General features: G+C 40.5%; 17 protein-coding genes and 1 pseudogene. 12 read left to right on the forward strand and 6 right to left on the reverse strand.

Annotated features, from left to right (window positions below; translation table 11 throughout):
* Window positions 1-67: 67 nt before the first annotated feature.
* A pseudogene (locus BUB77_RS20280) lies at window positions 68-709 on the forward strand (GTP pyrophosphokinase); the annotation flags it as partial.
* A 499-nt stretch (window positions 710-1,208) separates the two neighbouring features.
* Here BUB77_RS20280 and BUB77_RS20285 read toward each other — a convergent pair.
* Window positions 1,209-2,201, reverse strand: coding sequence for an AraC family transcriptional regulator (locus BUB77_RS20285; RefSeq protein WP_073278672.1), 993 nt, complete (start codon window positions 2,199-2,201; stop codon window positions 1,209-1,211).
* 383 nt (window positions 2,202-2,584) lie between these two features.
* Here BUB77_RS20285 and BUB77_RS20295 point away from each other — a divergent pair, with 383 nt between their 5' ends.
* Genes BUB77_RS20295 through BUB77_RS20305 form a run of 3 tightly spaced genes read left to right on the forward strand, consistent with a single transcriptional unit; the run spans window position 2,585 to window position 5,986 of the window.
* On the forward strand, window positions 2,585-3,976 hold the full coding sequence (locus BUB77_RS20295; RefSeq protein WP_073278674.1) for a PTS transporter subunit EIIC: 1,392 nt from the start codon (window positions 2,585-2,587) through the stop codon (window positions 3,974-3,976).
* 3 nt (window positions 3,977-3,979) lie between these two features.
* The gene (locus BUB77_RS20300; protein ID WP_073278675.1) at window positions 3,980-5,440 is read left to right on the forward strand and encodes a family 1 glycosylhydrolase; all 1,461 of its coding nucleotides are present in this window, start codon (window positions 3,980-3,982) and stop codon (window positions 5,438-5,440) included.
* A gap of 30 nt (window positions 5,441-5,470) precedes the next feature.
* A complete protein-coding gene (locus tag BUB77_RS20305) occupies window positions 5,471-5,986 on the forward strand; it encodes a PTS sugar transporter subunit IIA (RefSeq protein ID WP_073278676.1) in 516 nt (171 codons plus the stop codon).
* Between the two features lie 134 nt (window positions 5,987-6,120).
* On the opposite strand, the gene BUB77_RS20310 is transcribed toward BUB77_RS20305, so the two are convergent.
* Both BUB77_RS20310 and BUB77_RS20315 read right to left on the reverse strand, forming a co-directional pair.
* Entirely contained in the window at window positions 6,121-7,095 is a 975-nt protein-coding gene (locus BUB77_RS20310; protein ID WP_084124514.1) for a S1 RNA-binding domain-containing protein, read from the reverse strand.
* A gap of 89 nt (window positions 7,096-7,184) precedes the next feature.
* Complete coding sequence (locus tag BUB77_RS20315) at window positions 7,185-7,571, reverse strand: hypothetical protein (RefSeq protein WP_073278677.1); 387 nt, start codon at window positions 7,569-7,571, stop codon at window positions 7,185-7,187.
* A 347-nt stretch (window positions 7,572-7,918) separates the two neighbouring features.
* On the opposite strand from BUB77_RS20315, the gene BUB77_RS20320 reads away from it, so the two are divergent.
* Both BUB77_RS20320 and BUB77_RS20325 read left to right on the forward strand, forming a co-directional pair.
* Window positions 7,919-8,800, forward strand: coding sequence for a sigma factor (locus tag BUB77_RS20320; protein ID WP_073278678.1), 882 nt, complete (start codon window positions 7,919-7,921; stop codon window positions 8,798-8,800).
* 21 nt (window positions 8,801-8,821) lie between these two features.
* Window positions 8,822-9,988 (forward strand): DUF3810 domain-containing protein, encoded by a 1,167-nt coding sequence (locus tag BUB77_RS20325; protein ID WP_073278679.1) that lies wholly within the window; start codon window positions 8,822-8,824, stop codon window positions 9,986-9,988.
* Between the two features lie 116 nt (window positions 9,989-10,104).
* Here BUB77_RS20325 and BUB77_RS20330 read toward each other — a convergent pair whose 3' ends face one another.
* Both BUB77_RS20330 and BUB77_RS20335 read right to left on the reverse strand, forming a co-directional pair.
* Window positions 10,105-10,605, reverse strand: a complete 501-nt coding sequence (locus BUB77_RS20330; RefSeq protein ID WP_073278680.1) for a hypothetical protein — start codon at window positions 10,603-10,605, stop codon at window positions 10,105-10,107.
* A gap of 454 nt (window positions 10,606-11,059) precedes the next feature.
* Window positions 11,060-11,797, reverse strand: coding sequence for a DUF8091 domain-containing protein (locus BUB77_RS20335; protein ID WP_073278681.1), 738 nt, complete (start codon window positions 11,795-11,797; stop codon window positions 11,060-11,062).
* A 162-nt stretch (window positions 11,798-11,959) separates the two neighbouring features.
* On the opposite strand from BUB77_RS20335, the gene BUB77_RS20340 reads away from it, so the two are divergent.
* The 4 genes from BUB77_RS20340 to BUB77_RS20355 all read left to right on the forward strand — a co-directional run bounded on the left by BUB77_RS20340 (window position 11,960) and on the right by BUB77_RS20355 (window position 19,159).
* The gene (locus BUB77_RS20340; RefSeq protein WP_073278682.1) at window positions 11,960-13,255 is read left to right on the forward strand and encodes a M18 family aminopeptidase; all 1,296 of its coding nucleotides are present in this window, start codon (window positions 11,960-11,962) and stop codon (window positions 13,253-13,255) included.
* Window positions 13,256-13,769: 514 nt separating this feature from the next.
* On the forward strand, window positions 13,770-17,123 hold the full coding sequence (locus tag BUB77_RS20345) for a DUF6240 domain-containing protein (protein ID WP_073278683.1): 3,354 nt from the start codon (window positions 13,770-13,772) through the stop codon (window positions 17,121-17,123).
* A gap of 17 nt (window positions 17,124-17,140) precedes the next feature.
* On the forward strand, window positions 17,141-18,601 hold the full coding sequence (locus BUB77_RS30725; RefSeq protein ID WP_073278684.1) for a flagellin N-terminal helical domain-containing protein: 1,461 nt from the start codon (window positions 17,141-17,143) through the stop codon (window positions 18,599-18,601).
* A 78-nt stretch (window positions 18,602-18,679) separates the two neighbouring features.
* Window positions 18,680-19,159, forward strand: a complete 480-nt coding sequence (locus tag BUB77_RS20355) for a flagellar export chaperone FliS (RefSeq protein ID WP_073278685.1) — start codon at window positions 18,680-18,682, stop codon at window positions 19,157-19,159.
* A gap of 207 nt (window positions 19,160-19,366) precedes the next feature.
* Here the strand turns inward: BUB77_RS20355 and BUB77_RS20360 are convergent, their stop codons facing one another.
* Window positions 19,367-20,365, reverse strand: coding sequence for a LacI family DNA-binding transcriptional regulator (locus BUB77_RS20360; RefSeq protein ID WP_073278686.1), 999 nt, complete (start codon window positions 20,363-20,365; stop codon window positions 19,367-19,369).
* 582 nt (window positions 20,366-20,947) lie between these two features.
* Here BUB77_RS20360 and malQ point away from each other — a divergent pair.
* Both malQ and BUB77_RS20370 read left to right on the forward strand, forming a co-directional pair.
* Window positions 20,948-22,450, forward strand: coding sequence for a 4-alpha-glucanotransferase (gene malQ, locus BUB77_RS20365; RefSeq protein ID WP_073278688.1), 1,503 nt, complete (start codon window positions 20,948-20,950; stop codon window positions 22,448-22,450).
* Window positions 22,451-22,465: 15 nt separating this feature from the next.
* The gene (locus BUB77_RS20370; protein WP_073278690.1) at window positions 22,466-24,799 is read left to right on the forward strand and encodes a glycogen/starch/alpha-glucan phosphorylase; all 2,334 of its coding nucleotides are present in this window, start codon (window positions 22,466-22,468) and stop codon (window positions 24,797-24,799) included.
* Window positions 24,800-24,892 lie beyond the last annotated feature (93 nt).

The raw sequence follows: 24,892 nt of genomic DNA on the forward strand, positions 1-24,892 counted from the left end.
GAAACAGAGATATAAGTACTTTCCAATAATATTGAAACAGGGACTCTCCTTGTTCAAGGAGGACAAAATGGATTTACCTATTTTTTATAGCGAAGAAGATGAATGGAAGAAAGTCATACTGATGTATGACTCTGCTTTAAAGGAAGTTAATACAAAACTGGAAATATTAAACAATGAATTTAAATTAAATCATCAGTATAACCCAATAGAACATATTACTTCCCGAATAAAGACTCCTCAGAGTATCGCTAAAAAGTTACGGCACAATAACAGGGAATTAACGGTCGAAAACATTGTAAAATATATAAATGACGTTGCAGGGATACGTATTATTTGTTCCTTTACTTCGGACATATACCGCATAGCAGATTTGATTGCAGCACAAAGTGATGTAAATGTCCTGAAGGTGAAAGACTATATTACCTGTCCGAAGCCAAATGGATATACCAGCTACCACATGATTATATCGGTACCCATATTTCTCTCAGAGACCATGATCAATGTCAAGGTCGAGATACAGATAAGGACTATTGCCATGGATTTTTGGGCAAGCCTGGAGCATAAGATTTATTACAAGTTCGAGGGAAATGCACCGGAACGTATCCGGAAGGAATTAAAGGAATGTGCGGAAATTGTATCATTTCTTGACCATAAGATGCTTTCACTGAATGAAGAAATAAAATTGTTCAATCCTGACAGTGAAATGGATCATTACAGGGAAGTGGTATCGGAAACCTTTCAAAATATGATACGAGAGTCCTATGGTACGGTAGTGGAGGAGGATATCATAAAGGAAGAGGAAGGGCAGGAGGAAAAATACGGACCGGAGGATAAGGGCAGTCAAAGTGACCGGCAGGAAATGTATGAAGAGCTTTTTGAGGAAACCGTAAGCAAGCAGCCCGATTCCCTGGAGGAAGCCTTGGAAAAGGTGGAAGAATCAAAGGAAAAGAGCAAATTCTTCCGGTTCTTTAAGCACAATGTGATGAATGAAGAAATGGATAAGATGTAGATAACTAGAAATAGCATAATGAAAAGGACGTATTACAGCCAAAAAGCAATTTACTGTAATACGCCCTTTTTTTATACGCTATTTTTATAAAGGCTTTCTTTAACATAACTATCACTTGTTCTGGGTCAGGCCTTACACTTCTGCTATATCAGAGGATGCAAAAGGATAATCCTATGATTATAAAGTAAAACATGGATTGTCAGGAATGTAATTTTCGGTATTCCTTCGGAAGCATCTGATATTGCTCCTGAAAGCATTTATAAAATTGATTCAGATTGCTCATTCCTACTTCAGAAGCAATATGCTGAATGGAATGGCTCGTATTTTCCAGCATGGAACATGCAACTATCATGCGTTGGCGTGTCTGAATTTCTTTAAAAGTTTTGCGAGTGCGTTCGTGAATTAATGTGGACAGATATTTGGGATGATAGCTGAACTTTTCCGCCACTTCACTAAGGGTACAGTCTGCATAATGCATTTCAATATAATGCATGATATCCAGTAGATTATCTGAAACATTGGATGAAATCTGGATAAGATGTTCTCCATTATTTACGGAATACAATCGTAAAAGTTCAATTATGATAATCACAAGATAGCTTTTCATAATTTCCTTACGATATAACCTGATATCAAAATATTCAAGCAAAAGTTTTGAAAACAGCTCACGAATCTGATCGGAATGGTTGGTTCGAAAAATCAGGTACTGGTCATGACTATCGTTATTGGACACGACAGAGAGCAGGAAACTGGCCATGATACTTTGTGCTTTTAAATGATTAAAAAAACTGTCTGAAAAAAATTCATTACTCATACTGATATTGATTATAATATCATCTTCTCCGGTTTTAAGCTTGTGGCGGATGACGTCACGATCGAAGATACAGACATCGCCTGCCTCTAAGGTGATGGATTTGTCGTCAATCTCATAGGAGCAGCTGCCGGAGTAAATATAATTCATGTTCACATTTGTATGGATGTAATATGGAACCGGAACATACCGGGAGTCCTTTCGAATCAGGATGTCATTTGCTTTTAACTCTGGTAATTGGAAACAAAGGACTTCCCGCCCATTTATAAATTTACGTTCCATAAAACGATAGGAAGGACTGAGTGCGCCTGGATTTGCACGATAGAACTTTTCACGTTCGCTGGGTTCCCTTAGAAAGCTGTCAAGTTCTTCAGCTGTCATATTTTCCTCTCATTCCACCGCATAGGGCGGCACAAAATTCTTGTGTACATTACCTATTACAGACCTGTCTGCGGTATGCTATAAAATCTTACTTTTTGATATTTAATAGATGGATTAATAATATTGAAAACAATTCTAAATGAAATATACTGTAAGCATAAGTTAAATATTTGACTTGATTGTAGCACAGGAGTAGCTATCCTTACAAGGGCTATGATATGGAAATATGTTATTTTTTACTATCGAAGTAAATAAGCAGGAGGCTTTAAATGAAAGAAGCGATATTGTTTTTGAGCACAATATCAGCATTGGGTTTGGCAGCTCGCACAGAGTAAAAATCAAGAAAAATCAGTTAAGTTTTGTAACGACAGGGAGGAGATTATATGGACTACAAAAAAGTAGCAATTGAAATTCTAAATAATGTCGGTGGGGCCGATAATGTTAAAAGTTTTACTCATTGTGCAACAAGATTAAGATTTAACCTGAAAGATGAGAAATTGTATCAAGAAGATGCATTAAAGAGAATAAAAGGAGTAATGGGAAGTGTTGTCAGCGGGGGCCAGCATCAAGTGATTATTGGAACGGATGTGTCTCATGTGTATGAAGAACTTGTATCAATGCTTGGAAGCGATATTACAGCAAAAGAATTAGATATCGTAGAAAAGGATGATATTGCAAAAAGTAAATTTTCTCAGATTTTGGATACTATCTCCGGGATATTTACACCTATACTGCCGGCAATTGTCGGAGGAGCAATGGTTAAAACCTTGTTAATCATTTTGACCTTAATTGGAATTATGAACAGCAAGGGACAAACATACCAGATCTTATCCTTTGTGGGTGATACACCATTCTATTTCTTACCGATTATGCTGGCATATTCTGCAGCCAAAAAGTTTAAGATGAACCCGATGATGGGTATGATGCTTGGGCTTATGATGATTCATCCAGCCTATATGACAATGATTGAGAAGGGAGATCCGGTCAGACTGTTTGGGTTAGTACCTGTGACCCTTGCAAAATATACATCAACCGTAATACCAGTAATCCTGGTCATATGGGTCGCATCTTATATAGAGCGTTTTGCCGATAAAATTACGCCGAAAGCTGTTCGCTTTTTCTTAAAGCCACTTATTACCTTATTAATTATGGTTCCAATTGCCTTCTGTGTTGTTGGGCCATTAGGAACGATAGTAGGAAATGGTCTTCAATATGTGCTGAATGTAATTCAGACACAGGCACCATGGACCTTGCCGATTATTTTTGGTGTGGCGGCGCCGATTGTCATTATGTTAGGTATGCACTATGTAGTAACAATTCCATTGGTTATGTCAGCCATAGCAGCCAGTGGTTATGATATGCTTGGAGCCGGATTTCTGGCTGCAAACATCGCACAGGGTGCCGCTGCATTTGCAGTCATGTTACAGGCGAAAAATACCGATTTTAAAGCAATGGCAGGCTCCTGCAGCCTAACGGCATTACTTGGAGTATCGGAACCTGCCATGTATGGGGTAAACCTGAAACTGAAGAAACCGTTTATGGGAGCACTTTGCGGCGGACTGGCAGGTGGTATTGTCTGTGGTATTGCCGGGGTAAAGCGTATTACCTTTGGTCCGACCGGGCTTACCACAATAGCAATTTTTATTGATCCTAAAAATAATATGAACTTTATTATGGCAATCGCTGGTGTTGTTGTATCTTTTACTATTTCCTTTCTTGTAACCTACATTCTGATTAAAAGAGACAGCAAAATACAAAAAGAAATAGGAGCATAGTTTATGAGTAGATTTCCAAAAGATTTTTTATGGGGCGGCGCTATTGCCGCCTCACAGGCAGATGGTGCATGGCAGGACGGTAATAAAGGCCTGGATACACAGGACTTGCGTTATTTTGATGCGGCATGGGAAAATGAAATGCGGCAGGAGAACCGGAATATAAACATGACTGCCCAACGCTTTACAAATGCAATGCAGGCGGAGAATACGGAAATGTATCCATTTCGCAGAGGAATAGATTTTTATTATACCTGGAAGGAGGATTTAAAACTCTTCCACGAGATGGGAATGAAGCTTTTTCGCACTTCCATTAACTGGGCAAGAATTTATCCCAATGGAGATGACCCAAAACCAAATGAGCAAGGAATACAATTTTATAAGGCGTTATTTACAGAATGTCATCGTTTGGGCATCAAAGTATTTGCAACGATTCTTCATTACAACATACCGGTGCATTTAGTTACGGAATACGGTGGCTGGAAGAGCAGAGAGACGGTAAAATATTACGAGAGATACTGCATAACACTCTTTGAAGAACTTGGTGATCTGGTGGACTACTGGCTTCCGTTCAATGAGATAAATTGTTCCAGATTTAATCCGTGGAATGGCTGCTGCTTAATCAAAGACCAGGAAGCAGAGTATAATCATGCGATTTTCCAATGTACACATCATCAGTTCGTAGCGAATGCCTTAGCTGTTAAGGCAGCACATAAGATACTGCCTGGTTCTAAGGTAGGAGGAATGATTGCACGGTTTACTTCTTATCCGGCAACTTGTAAACCGGATGATGTAATGCAGAGTATTTTGGATGAAAATTATAAAAACTACTTTTATACGGATGTTATGGCCAGGGGAAAATATCCTTCTTACACGGAACGAATGTTTGAAGAACTTGGTGTGGATATCGAGAAAGAAAGTGGTGATATAGAATTGATATCAGAAAATACAGTAGATTTTCTGGCATACAGTTACTATATGTCAATGCTTTCTTCCAATGATCCAAATTATGAGATTACCAGCGGAAATCTTCTTTCCGGTAAGAAGAACCCATATTTGAAATCCAGTGACTGGGGATGGCAGATAGATCCTATAGGATTACGGATTTCCTTAAATCAAATGTATGATAGATACCAATTACCGGTTATGATCGCAGAGAATGGGATTGGCGCAAAGGATATCTTAGAAGCAGATAAAGGGGTGCATGATGACTACCGGATAGAGTATCTGCGTGAACATGTCCGCCAAATGGAAGAAGCCATTGCAGACGGAGTGGATTTGTTTGGCTATACAATGTGGGGAATAATAGACATCGTATCCTGTGGAACCTTGGAAATGAGCAAGCGGTATGGGGTTATTTATGTGGACCGTGATGATGCCGGACATGGGTCGAATCAACGCTATAAGAAAGATTCCTTTCATTGGTATAAGAAATGTATTGCCACCAACGGAGATGATCTGAGATAGAAAATATTAATTGCTGAGGAAGTGTTATATATGAATTTATTTAAGAATCTGCAAAAAAATAGCAATGATAAAGATATGAAAATTGATACAGAAAAATTTTGCGTATATGCACCTATGGAAGGTGTTATGATTGAACTTGCGGATTTTCCTGATGATGTATTTGCCCAAGGTATTTTAGGAAAAGGGGTTGGAATTTTACCAGCAGTTGGGGAAGTAAGGGCTCCCTTTGATGGGATTGTTTATAATATTTTTGATACATTACATGCTATTAGTCTTATCAGTAATGACGGACTGGAAATAATAATTCATGTAGGCGTTGATACCGTTGAATTAAAAGGAAAAGGGTTTATAAAGCGAACGCAGAACGGTGCTCATGTTAAGGCCGGCGAGCTTCTCATGGAGTTTAATATAAAACAGATTGAAAAAGCCGGATATAAAGCTGCGACTGCAGTGTGTGTAACAAATTCGGATGAATATAGAGAATTTAACTTTGAAGAATATGGACATGTGTACGTTGGCCAGAAAATATTTCATGTTGATAAGTAAGCATATTTTCAATAATCTATAGCTTTAGATAAATAAAACCAGACAAAAACCACCTTTCGAATAAGGATAGCATTTCTTACCTATTCTTACTCGAAAGGTGGTTTTTATTACTAAAACGCAAAATTTTGCAATTTTTATGACAGCTTGATTTTTGAAAGGAGGCCTGCCAGTCCGGTTGATGCTTCTTCTCCTGAACTGTACTCAAAGGGAGCTTCTTCTATACTTTCTGAAACATCCGCTTTTTCTTCCACCGCTTTGATACTGAGACTGATTTTACCGTCTTTGACATCAATAATCTTAACGGCTACTTCCTGTCCTTCCTTTAGAACCTCACCGGGAGTTTTAATACGCTTGTTCGCTATCTGGGAGATGTGAACAAGACCTGATAATCCATTTCCTAAATTTACGAAAGCGCCATAAGGAGCTAATTTTTCAACAGTTCCCTTTGTTACCTGGCCGATGGGCAGGTGGGATATCTTACTGAGCTTATCCTTGGCTGCAAGGTCTTTTTCAACTTCCTTGGCGGAGAGGACCAGCTTTTTCTTATCTTCTTCTACGGTAATGACCTGAACATCCACTTCCTTGTTCACCCAGGTATTCAAATCCTCTACATAAGTTAAGGATAACTGGGAGGCAGGTATAAAGGCACGGATTCCAAGGAGGAAAGTGGTTACACCGCCATTTACGGCCTGGGCAATCTTAACCTTTAATATATTTTTGTTATTCCGGTATTCCTTTAAGGTTTCCCAGGAAAGAATGTCATCGGCTTCCTTTTTGGATAAGAGAATATTTCCTTTTCCGTCATCCTCTCTGATAACAACGCCGGAAATCTCTTCACCAACTGTCACATCCCCTTTGATGGAAAATCTGGGGTCATTGCTGAGTTCCTCTAAAGGAATGATGCCCTCTGCATAGTATCCTAAGTCGACGGTAACCTCAGTATCCGATATCCCGATAACAGTGCCTTTGACCAGAGTGCCTTCTTCTATCTTATGAAGGGATTTGCTTATCTGGTCCTCAAATTCCTTCATGGAAGGAACAGCCTCTGTAGGGGCGGTCTCTGTTTCGGCAGTTACTTCTTCGGTTTCTACGTCAAATTTGTCATTCATTGTAAATCTCCTTCCTATATCATTATTTATAAACAGTATAACGTATTGGCGGAGCATAGGCAAGCTGTGATTAAAGGATGCTTTCCAGCCTACCGTAAGCCTTTGCAGCGGCTGCATAATCTGCCGCTTTTGATTTTTGTCCCGCATTTTTCGCATTCGAACCATGCATCCTTGGAGTCTTCCGAGAATTCCAGCCTTTCTTCCCGAATCCATTCAAACAGCTGCTTTGGAGTTACATCCATAGCGCCGGAAATATCGGAGATGGTCGCTTTGGGATGGGCTATAATATATTCTTTCACCCTTTCGAACAATTCCTTCTCGTTATTTATATCCCTGGTAACAACTGCATTGGTAAGGTCCTGTTCTGCTTCTTCGGGTTTTTCTTTGGACAGAGCCTTGACGCAGTCGGGGCATATTTCAGGGCCGTAAATATATTGAAACAATCTTCTGCAATTTTTACACACTTTTAATTCCATCGGGCAATTCATCCTTTATCCTAAACAAAAAGTTTATATGCTGCTAGTATTTTATAAGGTATAGTTTATCGGAGATGCAGAAAGAAAGCAAGAATATTAATATTTAATTTAAAACGCAGTTATGGTATCTTTGGATATCCTAAAATTTTCCTTCATAAGATTCCTTTCTGCCTTCTCCCTGCCCAAAATATAGCTGCCTATTGCAATGGCTTGTAATATAATATAAAATTCAAATAGTAGTAATCTTATAGAAAACCCAGATAAACAGGCGGCAAATGACAGATATTTAAAGCAAGAACCAGGCTGGCCGTATTTATTGGGGGAAGTCTCAGGAAAAGAGGTCCATTATGGAAGGAAAAGATAAATTTCAGGAAATGTTAAAGGATGTATTAGAGGTTGCAAGAGTACAGGGAAATGAGCTTGGAATGAACGAGATCAAAGAGCTTTTTGGTGATATGGGCCTGTCAGAAGAGCAGTATGAGCATATCTTTGCCTATTTGGCAGCAGCTCACATTACGGTAAAGGGATATGTAAAAACAAAGGTTTTTGAGGAATATAAAGAAGCGCCGCGGGAAAAAGAGGAAGAGGATCAAAGCCAGGAGCCAGCAGCAGAGGAAGAGCTGCAACCTGCAGATGATGTAGCACTGCAGGAGGAAGAAAGGAAAGAGCAGCTAAGGGAGAAAAATTCGGCTCAGAACGTGGATTCACAGTATCTTAAGATGTATTTAAAGGATCTGGAGGCGGTAAAGGAGGCGGATGAAGCGGAGCTTACCTTACTGTTTCAGGCTGTCAGAGAGAAAAAGGACAGTGTGAAGGAGCGCTTTATTGAGGTACACCTTCCGAAGGTCATAGAGATTGCAAAGCTTTACCAGAATAGGGGGGTTACCCTGGAGGATTTGATACAGGAGGGAAATATTGGACTTTTGTGTGCTGTGGAGACTCTTTATACCGATACGGTTTTAGAGAATGAAACAGAATTTATCGAAGGCTATGTAAGAAATTCCATGGAGCAGATAATCTATGAAAACGGCGAAAGCAGCAGCTTTGAACAGGAAATCATAGATAAGATAAGCTATATCAGGAAAGCTTCGGAGAATCTCAAGGAAGAACTTGGCAGAGAGGGCAACATTCATGAATTGGCAAGGTATGTAAAAATATCCGAAGAGGAATTAATTGACATTATCAATATGTCCGTAGATGGAGTAAAATTAAGTAAAAAGCACGATTAAAGGAAGTAGGGGGGATGTATATTGCTTAAGAATGACGTACAGCAGGTAAATGCAAAGTGGTACAAGGCTTTCAGCAAAAAAAGGGTATATCTGCTGCTCCTGGCACCCATTGCCTATTTCTTTTTATGGCTTGCAAAGGTCAACACGGATTTTGCCGAGTTACTATTTGCAAGAAAGATATATAAAGGGATTTCTCATGCGGTAAGCTTCCTCTCAGATAAAGTTCCCTTTTCCTTGATGGAAGCAGGAATTAAGCTGATACCTCTCATTGTTATCCTGGGTATCGGATTTTTAATATATCAGATTGTAAAAAGGAAAAAAGGCGGAAGGACAGTCAGCTATATAATGACACTTTTTCTGATAGACATTGCAGGTATTGCAAGTGTTTTATTTTTTCTTTACGTATTTATGGGCGGTATTAATTATCACAGATACTCCTTTGCACAGATAAGCGGCTATGATATCGAAGCCTCATCGGTGGAGGATTTATATAACCTGACCCTTAATCTTTCTGAAAGGGCGGCTAAGGCCAGAACCCTTATTGAGAAAGACGGTGGAGATTTCACCAGGGACGGCAGTGCAAATATCGATAAAAGCAACTGGAAGGACCTTGTTAACGCAGAGGCTGCTGCCTATGAAAAGCTGGGAAAGGAATACCCTGAACTAGAGGGAGATTACAAATCTGTGAAAGCCGTGGACTCTTCGAAGATTATGTCAGCCATGGAGATTACGGGAATATTCTGGCCCTTTACCATGGAGGCAAATGTAAATACCGATGTGCCGGATTACAGTATTCCGGCTACCATGGGTCATGAAATGGCCCACTTAAGAGGTTTTATGAGGGAGGATGAGGCGAATTTTATTTCCTATCTCGTATGCAGCAATTCCGATAATCCGGTCCTTCAGTACAGCGGACTTATGCTGGCCCTTACCTATGCTGGCAATCAGCTCTACAGCCAATCTCCGGAGTACTATGAGAAGGTGAAGGACACCTATACAACGGAAATGAAGGCGGATTTAAGGGAGGAGTATTATTACTGGGTACAATTTGAGGATACGGTAATAAGTACTGCATCCAATGCTGTTAATGATAATTATTTAAAGGCCAATAATCAGTCCGATGGGGTAAAGAGCTACGGACGGATGGTGGATCTGCTGCTTGCGGAATACAAGGCAAAACAAGAATAGTCATCAAATAGAGGTGCTTATCTGATATAGAGGGCACCTCTTTTTAGGATTGTTATTATAACAAAAGCAGAGGCAACCGCTTAGAAACGCTTACAAAATGTATGAATTCTAAGTGCCTATGCTCCAGGAAAAAAATTGTTGTCCGCTATTGTTTTAAAAATCTGTGAGTACATGTTCTTAATATTTGTTTTATTATTTTTATTTGGCTGTAAATTATAAGTCACTGTTCTGTTCATACTATCTGTAGTAATAAGACCAATATAAGTTTGAGAATTATCGCCCTCTTTAATGGAACAAAAAAAGAACGGTATCTTATACTTTGTCATATAGTTAGTATATTGGGCTTCTATACCTTCTATCATGCTATCTTTCACAATAAAGATGGCATCGAATTTGCTAGTTAAATTGACTTTTTCCAAATCAGATACTTGCATTTCAGTAAACTTTATCTGCTTTTCCCATATTTCCGGTGTGTTACCAATAACTCCAATACTAAGTTCTCTGCCATTATAATGTTTTTGAATCGTTTCATGATGCTGAGCCTTAGAATACCATCCTATTGTAAAAGTAATTATTAATATTGAGACTAATAAAATAATTGATTTAGTTTTTTTCATATTTTATCGTATGATTATTCAAAGTCCAACAATCACACTTTTCCTTTCTTATAAACTTTATAAAAATAGAAATATGTATGATTAACATTTTATAAATATTTCTATAATTTATAAACAACAACTATTAATATAATTGTGATAAATAGAAATTTGCTACTTGTGTTACTACAACTTAATATATTCAATCCGGAATGAAAATAATAATACATTAATCATATAAATAACTACTACGATAGTAAATAGACGCTTATGTCTATCGTTTATCTAATATACAAAAATGAATTTGGTTATTTTCAATCATTCCCAAATAATCCAAACCCTTAAGAGCAGCAGAAAGAAAGAGTTTTCGTTTTAACTGATTTTCTTTCATATATATTTTCGCTTGTTTTGGTTCATAATCACAAGAAAATATATATGACATTATTAAATCCTTTCATTTTCATGAAAATATCATTCAAAATTTTCTTGTATAAAGAAAGGCACGTCCCTTCTTTCCTGTCTGTTCAATGACATCCATTTGAAGCAGCACCTTAAGGGCAGAATGGAGTGCAATGCCGCCAAGACCGGTGGCTTTTGCAAATTCTTTAGCAACGAAGGAAGTATTTAAGCCGTCCGGCAGCAGCAGCCCATAATCAGAGGGCTTTTTAAGAAATAATTCTCTGTGAAGGCTTATGGGTATGCGGTCTGCTTTTTCCGCACCTTTTTTCTTATCCTTACTCCAGCCGTTTAAGAATTTATATTCTTCCAGGTCTATAAATAATATATGAATGGTCAGCCTGGGGTCGGACAGGTAATCTTTGATTTTATATAACTCAGGAAGGATTTGAGAAGCTCTTCCGGTCTTCGGGGATTTCCTTTTCGGGCTGATTTCTCCGGATTCCTTATCCACCCATAGGAGCCATTTGGTATGGGCAATGGGATAAGCAATGGTAACGGGGCGTTCCTCTAAGAACAGGGGAAGCTTATTTCTAAGCCTGTCAAAGTTCTGTGTCTGGATTTCTATAATTCTTTCCGGTGTTACGATATCTGCATAATATTTTTTAAACTTGATTTCATGGTTCAGCTGATCCGGTGCCAGGTAATTTTTTAGTACCGCATGTATGGTCTTTTCACCAAGGGTGCCGATTCCGCTTTCTATTCTGGGACGGTTGATGACCGTGTCAATGGCTTGCTGAAACAAAAGGGTGTCCATAGCGGCCTCCTCTTTCGGGTATTTTTTCTGTTTTTTATTACCTTAAGGATAAAACAGCGGCGTAGATAGGTCAAGAGTAAATCTGCCTTGTTTCTTAATCTTAAGTGGTCTATAATAATGGAAAGGCTATAGTTAAAGATAATTTTACCAGGAGGAATATAAATGAAAGCGAAAGAAAGTGCGAAAGAGCTTCTGTCCTTTATAAAGGAAGCTACTTCACCCTATCATGTTGTAGAGGAAGGAATAAAGTATCTGAAGAAGGAGGGCTTTGAGGAGCTTGATTTAAAGAATAACTGGAAGCTGGAAAAGGGAAAGGGCTATTACATAAAGCCTTACGGAACCTCCCTCTTTTCTTTTACAATAGGAAACAACTGGAAGGAAGGACAGAATTTTCGTATAGCGGCAGCACATACGGATCATCCGGGATTTCGTGTGAAGCCCAATGCGGATATAAAAAGCGGTGCCTATAGAAAATTAAACACAGAGGTATACGGAGGCCCTATCTTAAATACCTGGATGGACCGTCCCCTCTCCCTGGCCGGCAGGGTCGCCTTAAGAAGTGATGACCCCTTCCACCCGGAAATGAGGATTATAGATATGAAAAAGCCCATCCTCATCATACCAAACCTTGCAATCCATATAAATAAAGAAGTGAATAAGGGAGTTGAGTTAAACAGGCAGGTTGATACACTTCCCCTGTTTTCTATGTTAGAGGAGGATATTTCCGACGAAAAGTTCTTTTTAAGCTTTCTTGCAAAGGAATTGGGAGTGGAGAAGGACAGAATCCTTGATTATGACATGTATATCTATAACTGCGAAGAGGGCGGCTTTGTCGGTCTGAAGGAGGATTTCGTATCCTGCCCAAGGCTAGATAACCTTACTTCTGTATGGTCCTTATTAAAGGGAATTACGGAAGGAAAGAGAAAAGAGGGCATCAACCTGATTGCTCTTTACGACAATGAGGAAATCGGAAGCAAGACAAAGCAGGGTGCGGATTCTGCCCTCCTGAACCTTTTACTGGAAAAGATCATGAGAGGGCTGAAGCTTTCGGAAGACAGCCTGTATTCACAGATTACGGACAGCTTCCTGCTTTCGGTAGACGTAGCTCATGGAGTACATCCCAATCATCCGGAGAAATATGACCCAACTAATTATACGGCTCTAAATGAAGGCATTGTATTTAAAATAGACAGCAATCAAAGATATACCTTTGATACGGAGGCCATTGCCATAGTACAGCAGCTGTGCGAGGCAGGAAAGGTTAAATACCAGAAGTTCGTCAACCGCTCGGATATGCCCGGGGGCGGAACCTTAGGACCTATTATATCCTCCTGGCTTCCTGTGAAGACGGTGGATATTGGAATTCCCTTACTGGCAATGCATTCCTCCAGAGAATTAATGGGTACAAAAGATCAGGCATATCTGGATAAATTAATGGTAACATTTTTTAGCCTGTAATGCATTTGTTGTGAAAATAGCCAACAGAACTAATATAATAAACAATATATTGACAAAACGCACAAAAAGAGTTATACTTAGCTAAGTCAATACGAGAAGGTATTGTACTAGAGGTTGGAAGCGCGTTGGGGAACGTGAGAGGGCAAAGGCTATAATAAAGTAAGGCTGAATGGATACGTGTATTGGAAGTCAAAGATACAGGTTCATTTGGTCTTACTTTATTTTTATTTAAGTTAATCTAAGCTCAATCTATGTAATTTTATACCCCAGGTATATATTTTATATGTATGGTATTCTGACACCCGAATCAATATTTAACACCCTGTAAAACCCCATGTTTCATGCAGTTCTCATATATATTATCCAGGTGCTTCCAGTCTGATTTTTTATCTTTTAAAGGAATCCCTTAAGAAAAGTCCCATCCTGTCCGAAATATAATAAAATGAAAAATGTGGCAAACCAGCGTTACAGATAAAGTTTTACAGCAACAGAAGCTGCAAAACAGGAGGAAGAAATGAGCATCAATACAATTTCAGACCAAAATACTTCCAAGGCGGTAACAGGCCCGGATTCTTTTACACAGCTTCAGGATAAGAAAACGGAAGGGACAAAAGAAGCAAAGAAAACAACAAAAGGACAGGGGAGTTCTTCTGCCGTTTCGAAAACTGCCTCTGCCGGAGCTGTTTATACCGAAGGGGATGATAAAACCCTTCAGAACAACGTCGAGGATATGGGAAAAGAGGTATCGAAAGAGGATACCGTATATAAAAAGGAAACACAGGCCTCGGATAAGGATTCTGCAAAATCCCCAGAGCAGATGACAGAAGACGATTACAGGAAGCTGGAAGAGGAAGGCATGTCCTTTGAGAAATTTGAGTTGGAACGTCTGGATAGAATGCTGGCAAGAATAAAGACCCAGAGAGATATGGAAAGAGAGAGCGTGTCAGACCAGAAAACAAAGCTTGTGGAAGAGACAGAAGCAGAGCAGAGTATGGCCCTTAATTATTCCCAGAACAAGGAGCTTATTGACAGGCTGAAGGCTTCCAACATACCGGTAACAAAAGAAAATGTGATAAGAATATCCGATGCTGAGGAAAAGGCGGATACAGTACTTTCAATGTCCGACCAGGCCAAGTATTATCTGATTAAAAACAGAATGGAGCCAACGCTGGACAATATATACAAAGCCAGCTACAGTGCCTCAAAGGCTAAAGCGGACACCGTGAATGAAAGCCAGTGGGAGAGCGTTAAACCCCAGGCAGAAAAGATTATCCAGGATGCGGGCTTTCCTGTGAACGAGGATACGTTAAACAGTGCAAAATGGCTCTTTGGACATAATCTTGGAATCACGGAAAACAATCTTTGGGCAAGCTGGGATTTAAACAGGATGAAATCGGACCTGACAAAAGAGGATATTACGGATAAGATAACTGCCTCTCTTGCCCAGGGGGATACAAAGTCTCCTTCCCTTAGCTTTTTAGCACAGGGACAGACGGAGCAGGCAATAAAAAATATTGATAATATCAGCGATGCGGCCATAGAGACGGCTGTTTTGAAGCGTAACGATAAGGAAATAGAAGAACTATCCATTAGAGATTTGTATAAAGAGCAAAAGCAGCTGGAAGAGGGCAGTACCGCCGGCAAAGCAGCCGGACCAGCAGCCAGTGCTTCTGCAAACAGTTCTTCCGCAAGAGCAGCAGTTGAAGCCGGAGCAAATGCTGTGGCTGATGCCTCAGGCAACGCTGCCCGTTCTGATGGTACGGATAATGGGTTTGATATAAAGACAGTAACAGTGAGAAGAAGACTTGAAGAAATTCGATTGAAGATGACCACTGAAGCAGGTGCGGAGCTGTCTAAGAGAGGATTTCACATAGAGACGGATTCTTTACAAAAAATAGTAGAGGGTCTGAAGGAAGTGGAAGACAGGTATTACCGGGGCCTTTTAAAGGAAGGCAACGTCAGTGAAAGCAATGAAAATGTCGAGGCAGTAAAGGCAAGCCTCCAAAGAATGGAGGAATTAAAGAGTGCTCCGGCAGCCCTCTTAGGAAGCACACTGCATACCTGGCAGCAGGAAACAGCAGATACCCTTGCAACAACAGGGAATGATTATAAAAGAAATGCTGCCTCTCAGAGCTATGAGACCCTTATGACAAAGCCAAGGAGTGATATGGGAGACTCCATTGCAAAGGCCTTCACGAATTCCGATGGACTTTTAAGTGAGGTGGGCCTGGAAGCTACAGAAGCGAATAAAAGGGCTCTTCGTATCCTGGGCTATAATAATATGCCCGTAACTGCCGAAAATATAGACCTGGTAAAGCTTCATGATGCCCAGGTCAACAATGTAATGAAGAGTCTCCATCCTTCAGTTGCGGTGGAATTTATCCGCAAGGGAATCAATCCTGTGGATATGCCCATAGAAGAGCTGAATGACCAGATAAATACCATGAAGGAAGAAATGGGAATCAGCGGCGAGGAACGTTTTAGCAAGTTCCTGTGGAAGCTCGAAAAGAATAATGGAATCAGTGAGGAAGAGAAGAAATCCTTTATCGGCATTTACAGACTTATGAATACAGTGGAAAAATCCGACGGTGCGGCACTTGGTGCGGTGATAAAGGCTGACCAGGACCTTACGCTTAAGAACCTGTTAACGGCGGTAAGAACAAAGAACAGCGGCGGAATAGAAGCTGACATCGATGATGACTTCGGCACCCTTACACAATACAATACCAGGAATGAATCCATAACAGAGCAGATAAATACCGCTTATACAAAGAACAGCGGAACAAAGGCAGCCTATGGGAAAGAACTGCTGAGGGAATTAAGGGAAAATCTCTCCCCGGAAGGACTTAAGAATATAGGGGATCCCGGGACCATAGAAAATATGCCTTTAGAGCAGCTTTTGGAAAAAGTGGCTGAACAGAAGGAAGACACGGACAATTCCTATTACAGTGAAAAATTAAAGGAAATAAAAGAAGCTGTCGGAAGCGGAAAGGAAGCGGAAAATCTGCTGAAAGCGGGAGAGGTTCCGGTTACCTTGACAAATCTATTATCCGCCAGTGACTTTTTACAAAAGGGTAACACCGTCTTTCATAAATTAAATAACCTGCTAAAGAGAAGGGAAAATCCTTCGGAGCTGGCTGCAGGAAAGAACATAGAGAAAGAGGATGGTACCGATAACAGCGGCAATGTGGCAGAGGACAGGGAGCTTCAGGGCAGTGATGAATTAAAAGGAGCAGAGAATACGGATGCTTTCTTGCAGGAATTTTCGGATAAGCTGATTGGCAGTCTTGAGGATTCACAGAAGGTCATGGAAGCCTATACCGATATGGAAAACAATGTTCTTGAATTGTTAAAAGGCTATTACGATAAGGGTAATTTAACCTCAAAGGATATTGGAGAATTAAAGCGAATCAGCAACGGCATGCAGTTTATAAGCCGGATGGCTTCCAAGGAGAATTACCAGATACCTCTTATGACTGCGGAAGGTATAACCAGTGTAAATGTGACGCTTTTAAAGAACACAGGAGATACGGGAAAGCTGGCAGTAAGCATCCCCTCTGATAAGCTTGGACAGCTGGAACTGAGCCTGTCGGTCAAGAATAATGAGGTAAGTGCCTTTATTGCCTGTGAAAACAGATCCGGACTTGATGCTGTTCAGAATAATGACGCAGAACTGAGGGAAGCTTTTGCTAGCCAGGATACAAAAATCAGGCAAATCAATTATGGAATAGGTAATTCTTTTAACGAAAACGGCCGATATAACAATTACAAGCCAAAAGATGAGGTAGAAGCAGCCGATACAAAGACTCTGCTAAAACTTGCGAAGACATTTATTTTACAGATAAAAAATATAGAAAATGAATACTAAGGGAAAAGGAGAAACGAATGAGAATCAATCATAATATTTCAGCATTAAAGGCAAATAACCATTTAGTAAGGACAAATAAAAATCTCGATAAAAGCTTGGAAAAGCTTTCTTCCGGATACCGTATCAATAAGGCAGCTGATGACGCAGCCGGGCTTGCCATCTCCCAGAAAATGAAAACTCAGATTGCCGGCCTTGACCAGGCTTCCAGAAATGCTTCCGATGGTATATCCATTATTCAGACAGCAGAAGGTGCCTTGAACGAAGTAAATGCCATGTTAGCAAGAATGAGAGAACTATCCGTACAGGCATCCAACGGTACAAATAAAATTGAAGACAGAAAATCCATACAGGCGGAAATTGACCAGTTAAAACAGGAAATCCAGAGAATTTCCGATACAACGGAATTCAATAAAAAGACCCTCTTAGACGGAAGTATTGACAGACAGTCTTTTACGAATAATCCCAATGTTCAATTGATTTCCGTATCCGATACGGTTCCAAGTAAATACTACAAAATTCAAATTGCCACACCTGCCAGTAAGGCAACTATAAATACCGGATCCACACCTGCTACAACAGGAACAGTAGATACTTCCTTTTACAGCCCGTCTTCACCGACCACAAAGACCCCTGAAGGTAAGATTAATATCAACGGGAATGAGATTGAAATAAAAAGCACTGATTCGTTAGATGATGTATACCAAAAAATCCGCGATGTTTGTGATTCGGCAAATATTGATTGTACCAAAGTCAGTAATGCTCCTGCCGCAGGTCAACACCTGGAATTTACTACAAAAGAATACGGTTCTGACAAGTACATTAGTATTAATTGCGACAATCCGGCATTGGCGACGGCACTGGGATTAGGTTCAGTTGCCACAGGTACAAAGTACATCGGAACGGATGCTGTAGTGACATCGCCGTTAACAAGTGTGACGGATTCCGGTTTTTCATCTACAGCAACAGCCTCCGTAAAAGGAAATCTGGTGACCGTATCGGATTCCAATGGATTTGAAATGATATTTGATACACAAAAAGTAACAGGCAGCAATGTAACGGTTACTGCCACTGTTCTTAATTCCGGTCCTATGAAACTGCAAATCGGTGCCAATGAAAACCAGACAATGGAAGTAAGACTTCCCAAGGTAAATCCTGAAACTCTTGGCATCAGCCTGGTAAATATCTGTACCCAGGAGGGAGCGGAAGCAGCTATCAGTACTTTTGAGGATGCCAACAATATGGTTACTGGCATCCGTGCCAAGCTCGGAGCCTATCAGAACCGTTTGGAGCACTCCATATCCAATCTGGATACTACCTCAGAGAATATGACAGAAGCCCTTTCCCGCATCGAGGATGTGGATATGGCCAAGGAAATGGCAACCTATACCCAGCTGAATGTACTTGCACAGGCGGGAACTTCCATGCTTGCCCAGGCAAATCAAAGACCTCAGACAGTATTAACACTTCTGCAGAGCTGATAGAATTTAAGATAGCAGAGCGTGATTTCCAGGAGAAATTGTGCTCTGCTGTTCTGATAGATAAGGAGATAATGGAGAATGGAGAAAGATTTGGCGAAAACCTTTGCCGCCAGAATTACGCAGGCTTCCAAGACAGAACTGGTGGTTATTATGTATGAGGTATTATTAACGGATATTACAGCAGCCAGAGAATACTTTCGCAAGGGCGATGACGAAAAAGCCTTGTATGATATAAAACATGGGCAAAAGTTCTTAAATGAGCTTATGGGTTCCCTTGATTTTCAGTATGAGATATCTTTAAATCTGATGAGTCTTTATATTTTTGTCAATAAGCTTTTGACGGACGCCTACTATGGTAAAGATGTAAAAGCTCTTGATGACGCAGAGGAAGTATTAAGAACTCTGATGGATGGCTTTTCCAAGATTGCCCCCCAGGATAAATCGGGGCCCGTTATGGCTAATACGGGGCAGATATATGCCGGCCTGACCTATGGAAGAGGCACCCTGAATGAGACCTATGTGGATCCTAACCAGGCAAACAGGGGATTTATGGCATAGCTGTAAAGTAGATGAGTATTCCCGAAGACCGGAGAGGATGACACCTGATTAAGGAGATCAAGTAGAGCAATATTCTTTTATTTTAGAAGATTAATTGAAATAAATATATAAGGACAGATAACTTAAAGTGCACCAGCAAATGTTAGATATTAACGGCTAACATTTGCTGGTGCACTTTTTTCATAGTATCTAAAAATTGATGATATTTTATTTGATTTTACAGGGAGCGGTGGACTGGCGTTTAATAAATTTCGCTCTTTGAAGGAGCTTGCTTATTGACACATTGTGGATTAAACCGTCCAACAGCAAAAAGGCACTTTTCCCAAGATCAATACGGTCCTGTCTTATGGTGGTAAGGGGCGGAGAAAGCTGTGCTGCAATCGGTAGGTCATCAAAGCCTATGACGCTGATATCATCCGGAACCGTTAACCCGTGCTTTTTAACCTCTGCAATAACACCGGAAGCTATTAAGTCGCTGGCACAGATGATGGCTGTGGCTCCGCTCTTTAGAAAGGAGGGCACATGATATTTGGCGCAGTCCGGTACATAGTAACCAAATTCTATGAGATTTTCATCCAGGGAAAGGCCATGCTTTTTCATACTGTTTACATAAGCGCTGTAACGCTGGTCGGATACCATGGAATTCTTGGAACCGTTAAGAAATGCAATTTTCTTATGGCCAAGCTCCTTTAAGTGGTCAACTGCCAGGTCAATACCTTCATCACTGTCCGTACCTACATATCCCACATGGTTATTTCTCTCTATGTAATTGTCCAGAAGCACCGAAGGGACAGTAGTCTTATTCAGCTGCATTACCCAGTCGTCATGTAAGGTAAAGCCCAGAAAAAAAGCACCGCTGTAGCCGTTTTTCAGCATGTAGGTATCATATTTTTCCTCTGTCTGGAGAGTCAGGCTGGAGGGGACAACAGTAACCTCCCAGTGACGTCTGGCGGCAGATAATTTAAAGCCTACGATAATATCATAACCGAACTGGTCGATGTTTTCGTAGTCCATATTTTCGATAAATATACATACCTTACGAGTGGTGGTGGTTCTCATTTTCTTAGATGCATAACCCATCTCAACAGCGGTATCTAATACAAGCTGACGCATGTCATCGCTGATGTCGCTGGCACCATTTAACCCCTTTGAAACGGTACTGACTGCTATTCCAAGTTTATTGGCGATGTCCTTGATAGTTGCCATTTATCTCTCTCCAGTTCAGTAATATTGATTACTTTATTGTACATACTAGCTACATGTATGCTGTGAATTATGCTTTTCAATAATTCGCACTAATAGCCTAAGTATAACCCCAAAAATTGTACATTTCAATAGGCAATTGATTTTTGGGAATTATCATGTAGCTGTTCTGAATTTTTATACAAATAAAATATAACCTCATTTTTTAAGACTATCGGTTAGACAAAAGTAAGTTTTCGAAAATAATGGAGTAAAGAAGCAGAATTTTATATTTAATCAATGGTTTTACCTGTAAAAACAGAGTTAAAAATAAAGATGTCAAGAAAAATTGACAAATGGAATTAGGATTATGCTTAAAAAAATATAAATATTGACCATAAATATAAAAAACGTTATTGACAAAACCAGTCAGTAATGCTAATCTATATTTAGATTTTCGAAAATTATCGAAAATAATTGGATGAACTATGAGCGGTACAGCTCAGCCTGGGTGGATGGAAATATGGAATTAGGTACAATAGGGTTATTGTAATGCCATATGGAACCCACTTTCCAGGATACATAACCGAATTGATAGGAGCAGACATGACGGATTATAGTGGTTTAAAACGGGGAGCCGGGGTGCTGATGCCGGTAAGTGCGCTTCCATCACCTTATGGTATTGGTACATTGGGTAAAGAAAGTTTTGAATTTATTGAGTTTTTAAAGGAAGCCGGATTTACATACTGGCAAGTCCTCCCGGTGGGACCCACCAGCTTCGGAGACAGCCCCTACCAGTCCTTTTCAGCTTTTGCAGGAAATCCTTATTTTATTGATCTGGATATGTTGATAGAAGAAGGACTATTGGCAAAGGAAGAGGTGGTTTCTGCAGAGTGGGGAGAGAAAGAGGAAGAAGTAGATTATGCCAGAATTTACAATGCCCGCTTTAAAGTTCTTAAGAAAGCCTTTCATAACAGCAGGCACAGAGGAAGCCGGGAATACTCTGAATTCCTGAAGGAAAATGAATTCTGGCTGCATGATTACAGCTTTTATATGGCATTAAAAAACCATTTCCAGAACAGGGAATGGCAGCTCTGGGAGCAGGACATCGCATTTCGAAAAAAAGAAGCGGTTGAGAGATATGAAAAGCAGTTATCGGAAGAAATTGATTTTTGGAAGTTTGTACAGTTTAAGTTCAAGGAGCAATGGAAGCAGGTAAGAAAATATGCTGCCGATAACGGAATTTCTATTATTGGGGATATTCCCCTGTATGTTTCCATGGATAGCAGCGATGTATGGGTTCATGGTGATCTGTTCGAGCTGGATGAGAGAAAGAAACCCATTCATGTTGCAGGAGTGCCGCCGGATATGTTTTCTGCAGAGGGGCAGCGCTGGGGAAACCCTTTATACCGCTGGGATGTTATGGAGAAGCAGGATTTTAAGTGGTGGAGAGAAAGAATGAAGAGCCTTGCGGCTCTTTATGATGTGATACGTGTGGACCACTTCATTGGAATTGTGAATTATTATGCAATACCGGTAAGCTGTCCCACGGCAGTGGAAGGGAAATGGGAAACCGGACCGGGGAAGAAGCTTACAGATGTTTTCACGGAATCCATTGGAAATGCCAGGATTATAGCGGAGGATCTGGGGGTACTGACTCCGCCGGTAAAGAAGCTGATTCAGGAAACCGGCTTTGCCGGAATTAAGGTCCTGGAATTCGGTCTGGACGGACCGGAGGACAATGACTATCTTCCCCACAATTATAAAACCTCTAACCTTGCGGTTTATACAGGTACTCATGATAATGAAACCCTTGTAGGGTTTTTGCAGAAGAAAAGCTGGAAGGAATTAGAGAAGCTTCTGACGTATTTTCAGGTCACGGATTTTAGAATGCTGCCGGACGCAATTATCCGTGCGGCATATGCAAGTGTTGCGGATGCAGCCATTATACAGATGCAGGATTTCTTAAAGCTTGATAATTCTGCCAGAATGAACTTCCCTTCCACTGTGGGAGGCAATTGGAAGTGGCGGTTTAAGAAGGAACAGTATCAGGAAATTGATTGTAAGAAACTTTATTGCCTGGCTTGTCTTTATGCCAGAGCAAAATAATTACGAGGTAAAAGCATGGAAAATTTTAAACAATATGTAAGCACCATACTGGAACTGGATTACCGTAAGACGATTAAGGAAGCAGATACCACAGAGCTTTACCACGCTGTTTCCAAAGCAGTAATGCAGATGATCAAAAAGGACTGGGATAAGGATGCAGGCAGTAAAAAGGTGTCCTATCTCTCTGCGGAATTTCTGGTAGGAAGACTGGTATACAGCAATCTTTTAAACAGCGGCCTCTATCATACCTATGCCGAAATGATGGGTGAGAATAACCTGGATATCGGGATTTTTGAAGATATTGAGGATGCCGCTTTGGGCAACGGAGGACTGGGAAGACTGGCAGCCTGCTTTCTGGATTCCGGCGCAACGCTTGGGATTCCCTTAAACGGATATGGAATACGTTACAGATACGGTCTGTTCAAGCAGTATTTTGAAGATGGTTTCCAAAGGGAAATGCCCGATGACTGGCAGAGATTCGGGGATCCCTGGTCTGTCAGAAAGGATAAGGAGAAGATACGGATTGATTTTAAGAACCAGTCGGTCTATGCAGTCCCTTATGATACGCCGGTAATCGGATACGGCGGCAATACCGTAAATTATTTAAGATTGTGGCAGGCAGAGCCTATAGAAGAATTCGATTTTGAACTGTTTAATGAGCAGAAATATGAGAAGGCAGTAAAAAACAGGGATGAAGCGGAGGCAATTTCAAGTCTTCTCTATCCCAATGATTCTACCGATGCCGGCAAAAAGCTTCGCTTAAAGCAGCAGTATTTCTTTGCAGCCGCTTCCATAAGAGACATGGTAAAAAGATATAAAGAGAAATACGGGGATGATTTCAGCCATTTCCAGGATGAATATGCGATTCAGCTAAATGACACCCATCCCGTGGTGGCAATACCGGAGTTTGTTCGAATCCTGATGGAAGAAGAAAAGCTATCCTTTGCCAGGGCATTTCGCATTACAAGAGAGACTTTTGCCTATACGAACCATACGGTTATGGCGGAGGCGCTGGAAAAATGGAGCATTTCCTTATTCCGTTCCGTAATTCCAGGGGTCTATAAATATGTTCAGCTGTTGCAGAAAGCCTTGATAAAGGAGTTGAAAACCTTTGGCAAGACAGCGGAAGCAGAGCAAAGGATTTATAACATCATTGACGGAAACCTGATTTATATGGCAAGACTTGCAGTATTTGCAAGCCACTCCACCAACGGTGTTGCAGGACTACATACGGAAATCCTGAAGAAGGATGTATTAAAGGAATGGTATGAGATTTACCCGGAACGTTTTCAGAATAAGACCAACGGAATTACCCAGAGAAGATGGCTCTCCCTTTCCAATATGGAGCTGTCCGGCTTCATTACCGACAGGATAGGAAATTCATGGATTCTGAATCTGGATAGCCTGAAGAAGCTGGAAGAATTTAAGGATAACAAGCAGGTTATTAAGCAGTTTGCAGATATAAAGCATATTAAGAAGCAGCAGCTTGCTGATTATATAAAGAAACAGGAGAACATCCAGATTAATCCTGACTTTATTTTCGATATTCAGGTTAAGAGGCTTCATGAATATAAGCGCCAGCTCCTTAACGCCTTTTCCATTATGGATATTTATTTTGGTATTAAGGATGGAAGCATAAAAGATTTTACTCCTACACTGTTCCTGTTTGGTGCGAAAGCAGCACCCGGATATTTCAGGGCCAAGGGAATTATCAAATACATTAATGAAATTGCAAAGCTCATTAATTCCGATCCCGAAGTAAAGGACCTGATGCAGGTGGTATTCGTATCCAATTATAATGTCTCTTATGCACAAAAGCTGGTACCTGCCGCTGATATTTCGGAACAGATATCAACCGCAGGCACAGAAGCCTCAGGAACCGGTAATATGAAGTTTATGCTAAACGGTGCCGTTACCCTCGGAACCTATGATGGTGCCAACATTGAGATAGTAGAGCAGGCCGGAGAAGAAAATAATTACATCTTTGGTGCAAGGGTCGAAGATATTGAGGCTGTTAAGAATACTTATAATCCTGCCAAGATTTATCAAGCCAATCCCAGAATCAAGAGGGTGCTGGATACTTTAATTGACGGAACCTTTGAGGATAACGGAACGGGAATGTTTAAGGAGCTCTACAGTGCTATCTTAGAGGGAGCAAGCTGGCATAAGCCGGATCATTATTACCTCCTTCTGGACTTTGATGACTACACAGACACAAGGCTCCGCGTTAACAGGGAATATAAGGATACGTTCCATTTCCACAGAAAATGTTTCATCAATACGGCCAATGCAGGCTTGTTCTCCAGTGACAGAACCATAAAGGAATATTACAACGAGATATGGAAATAAGGTAGTGGCTTTAATAATACCGTGCGTAATTGAATTTTAATTTTTTGAAAGTTTATTATGCACTATATTAAGCCTGCCTGGGTTATGTATGGC

The organism is Anaerocolumna jejuensis DSM 15929, assembly GCF_900142215.1.
GTDB classification, from domain to species: Bacteria; Bacillota; Clostridia; order Lachnospirales; family Lachnospiraceae; genus Anaerocolumna; species Anaerocolumna jejuensis.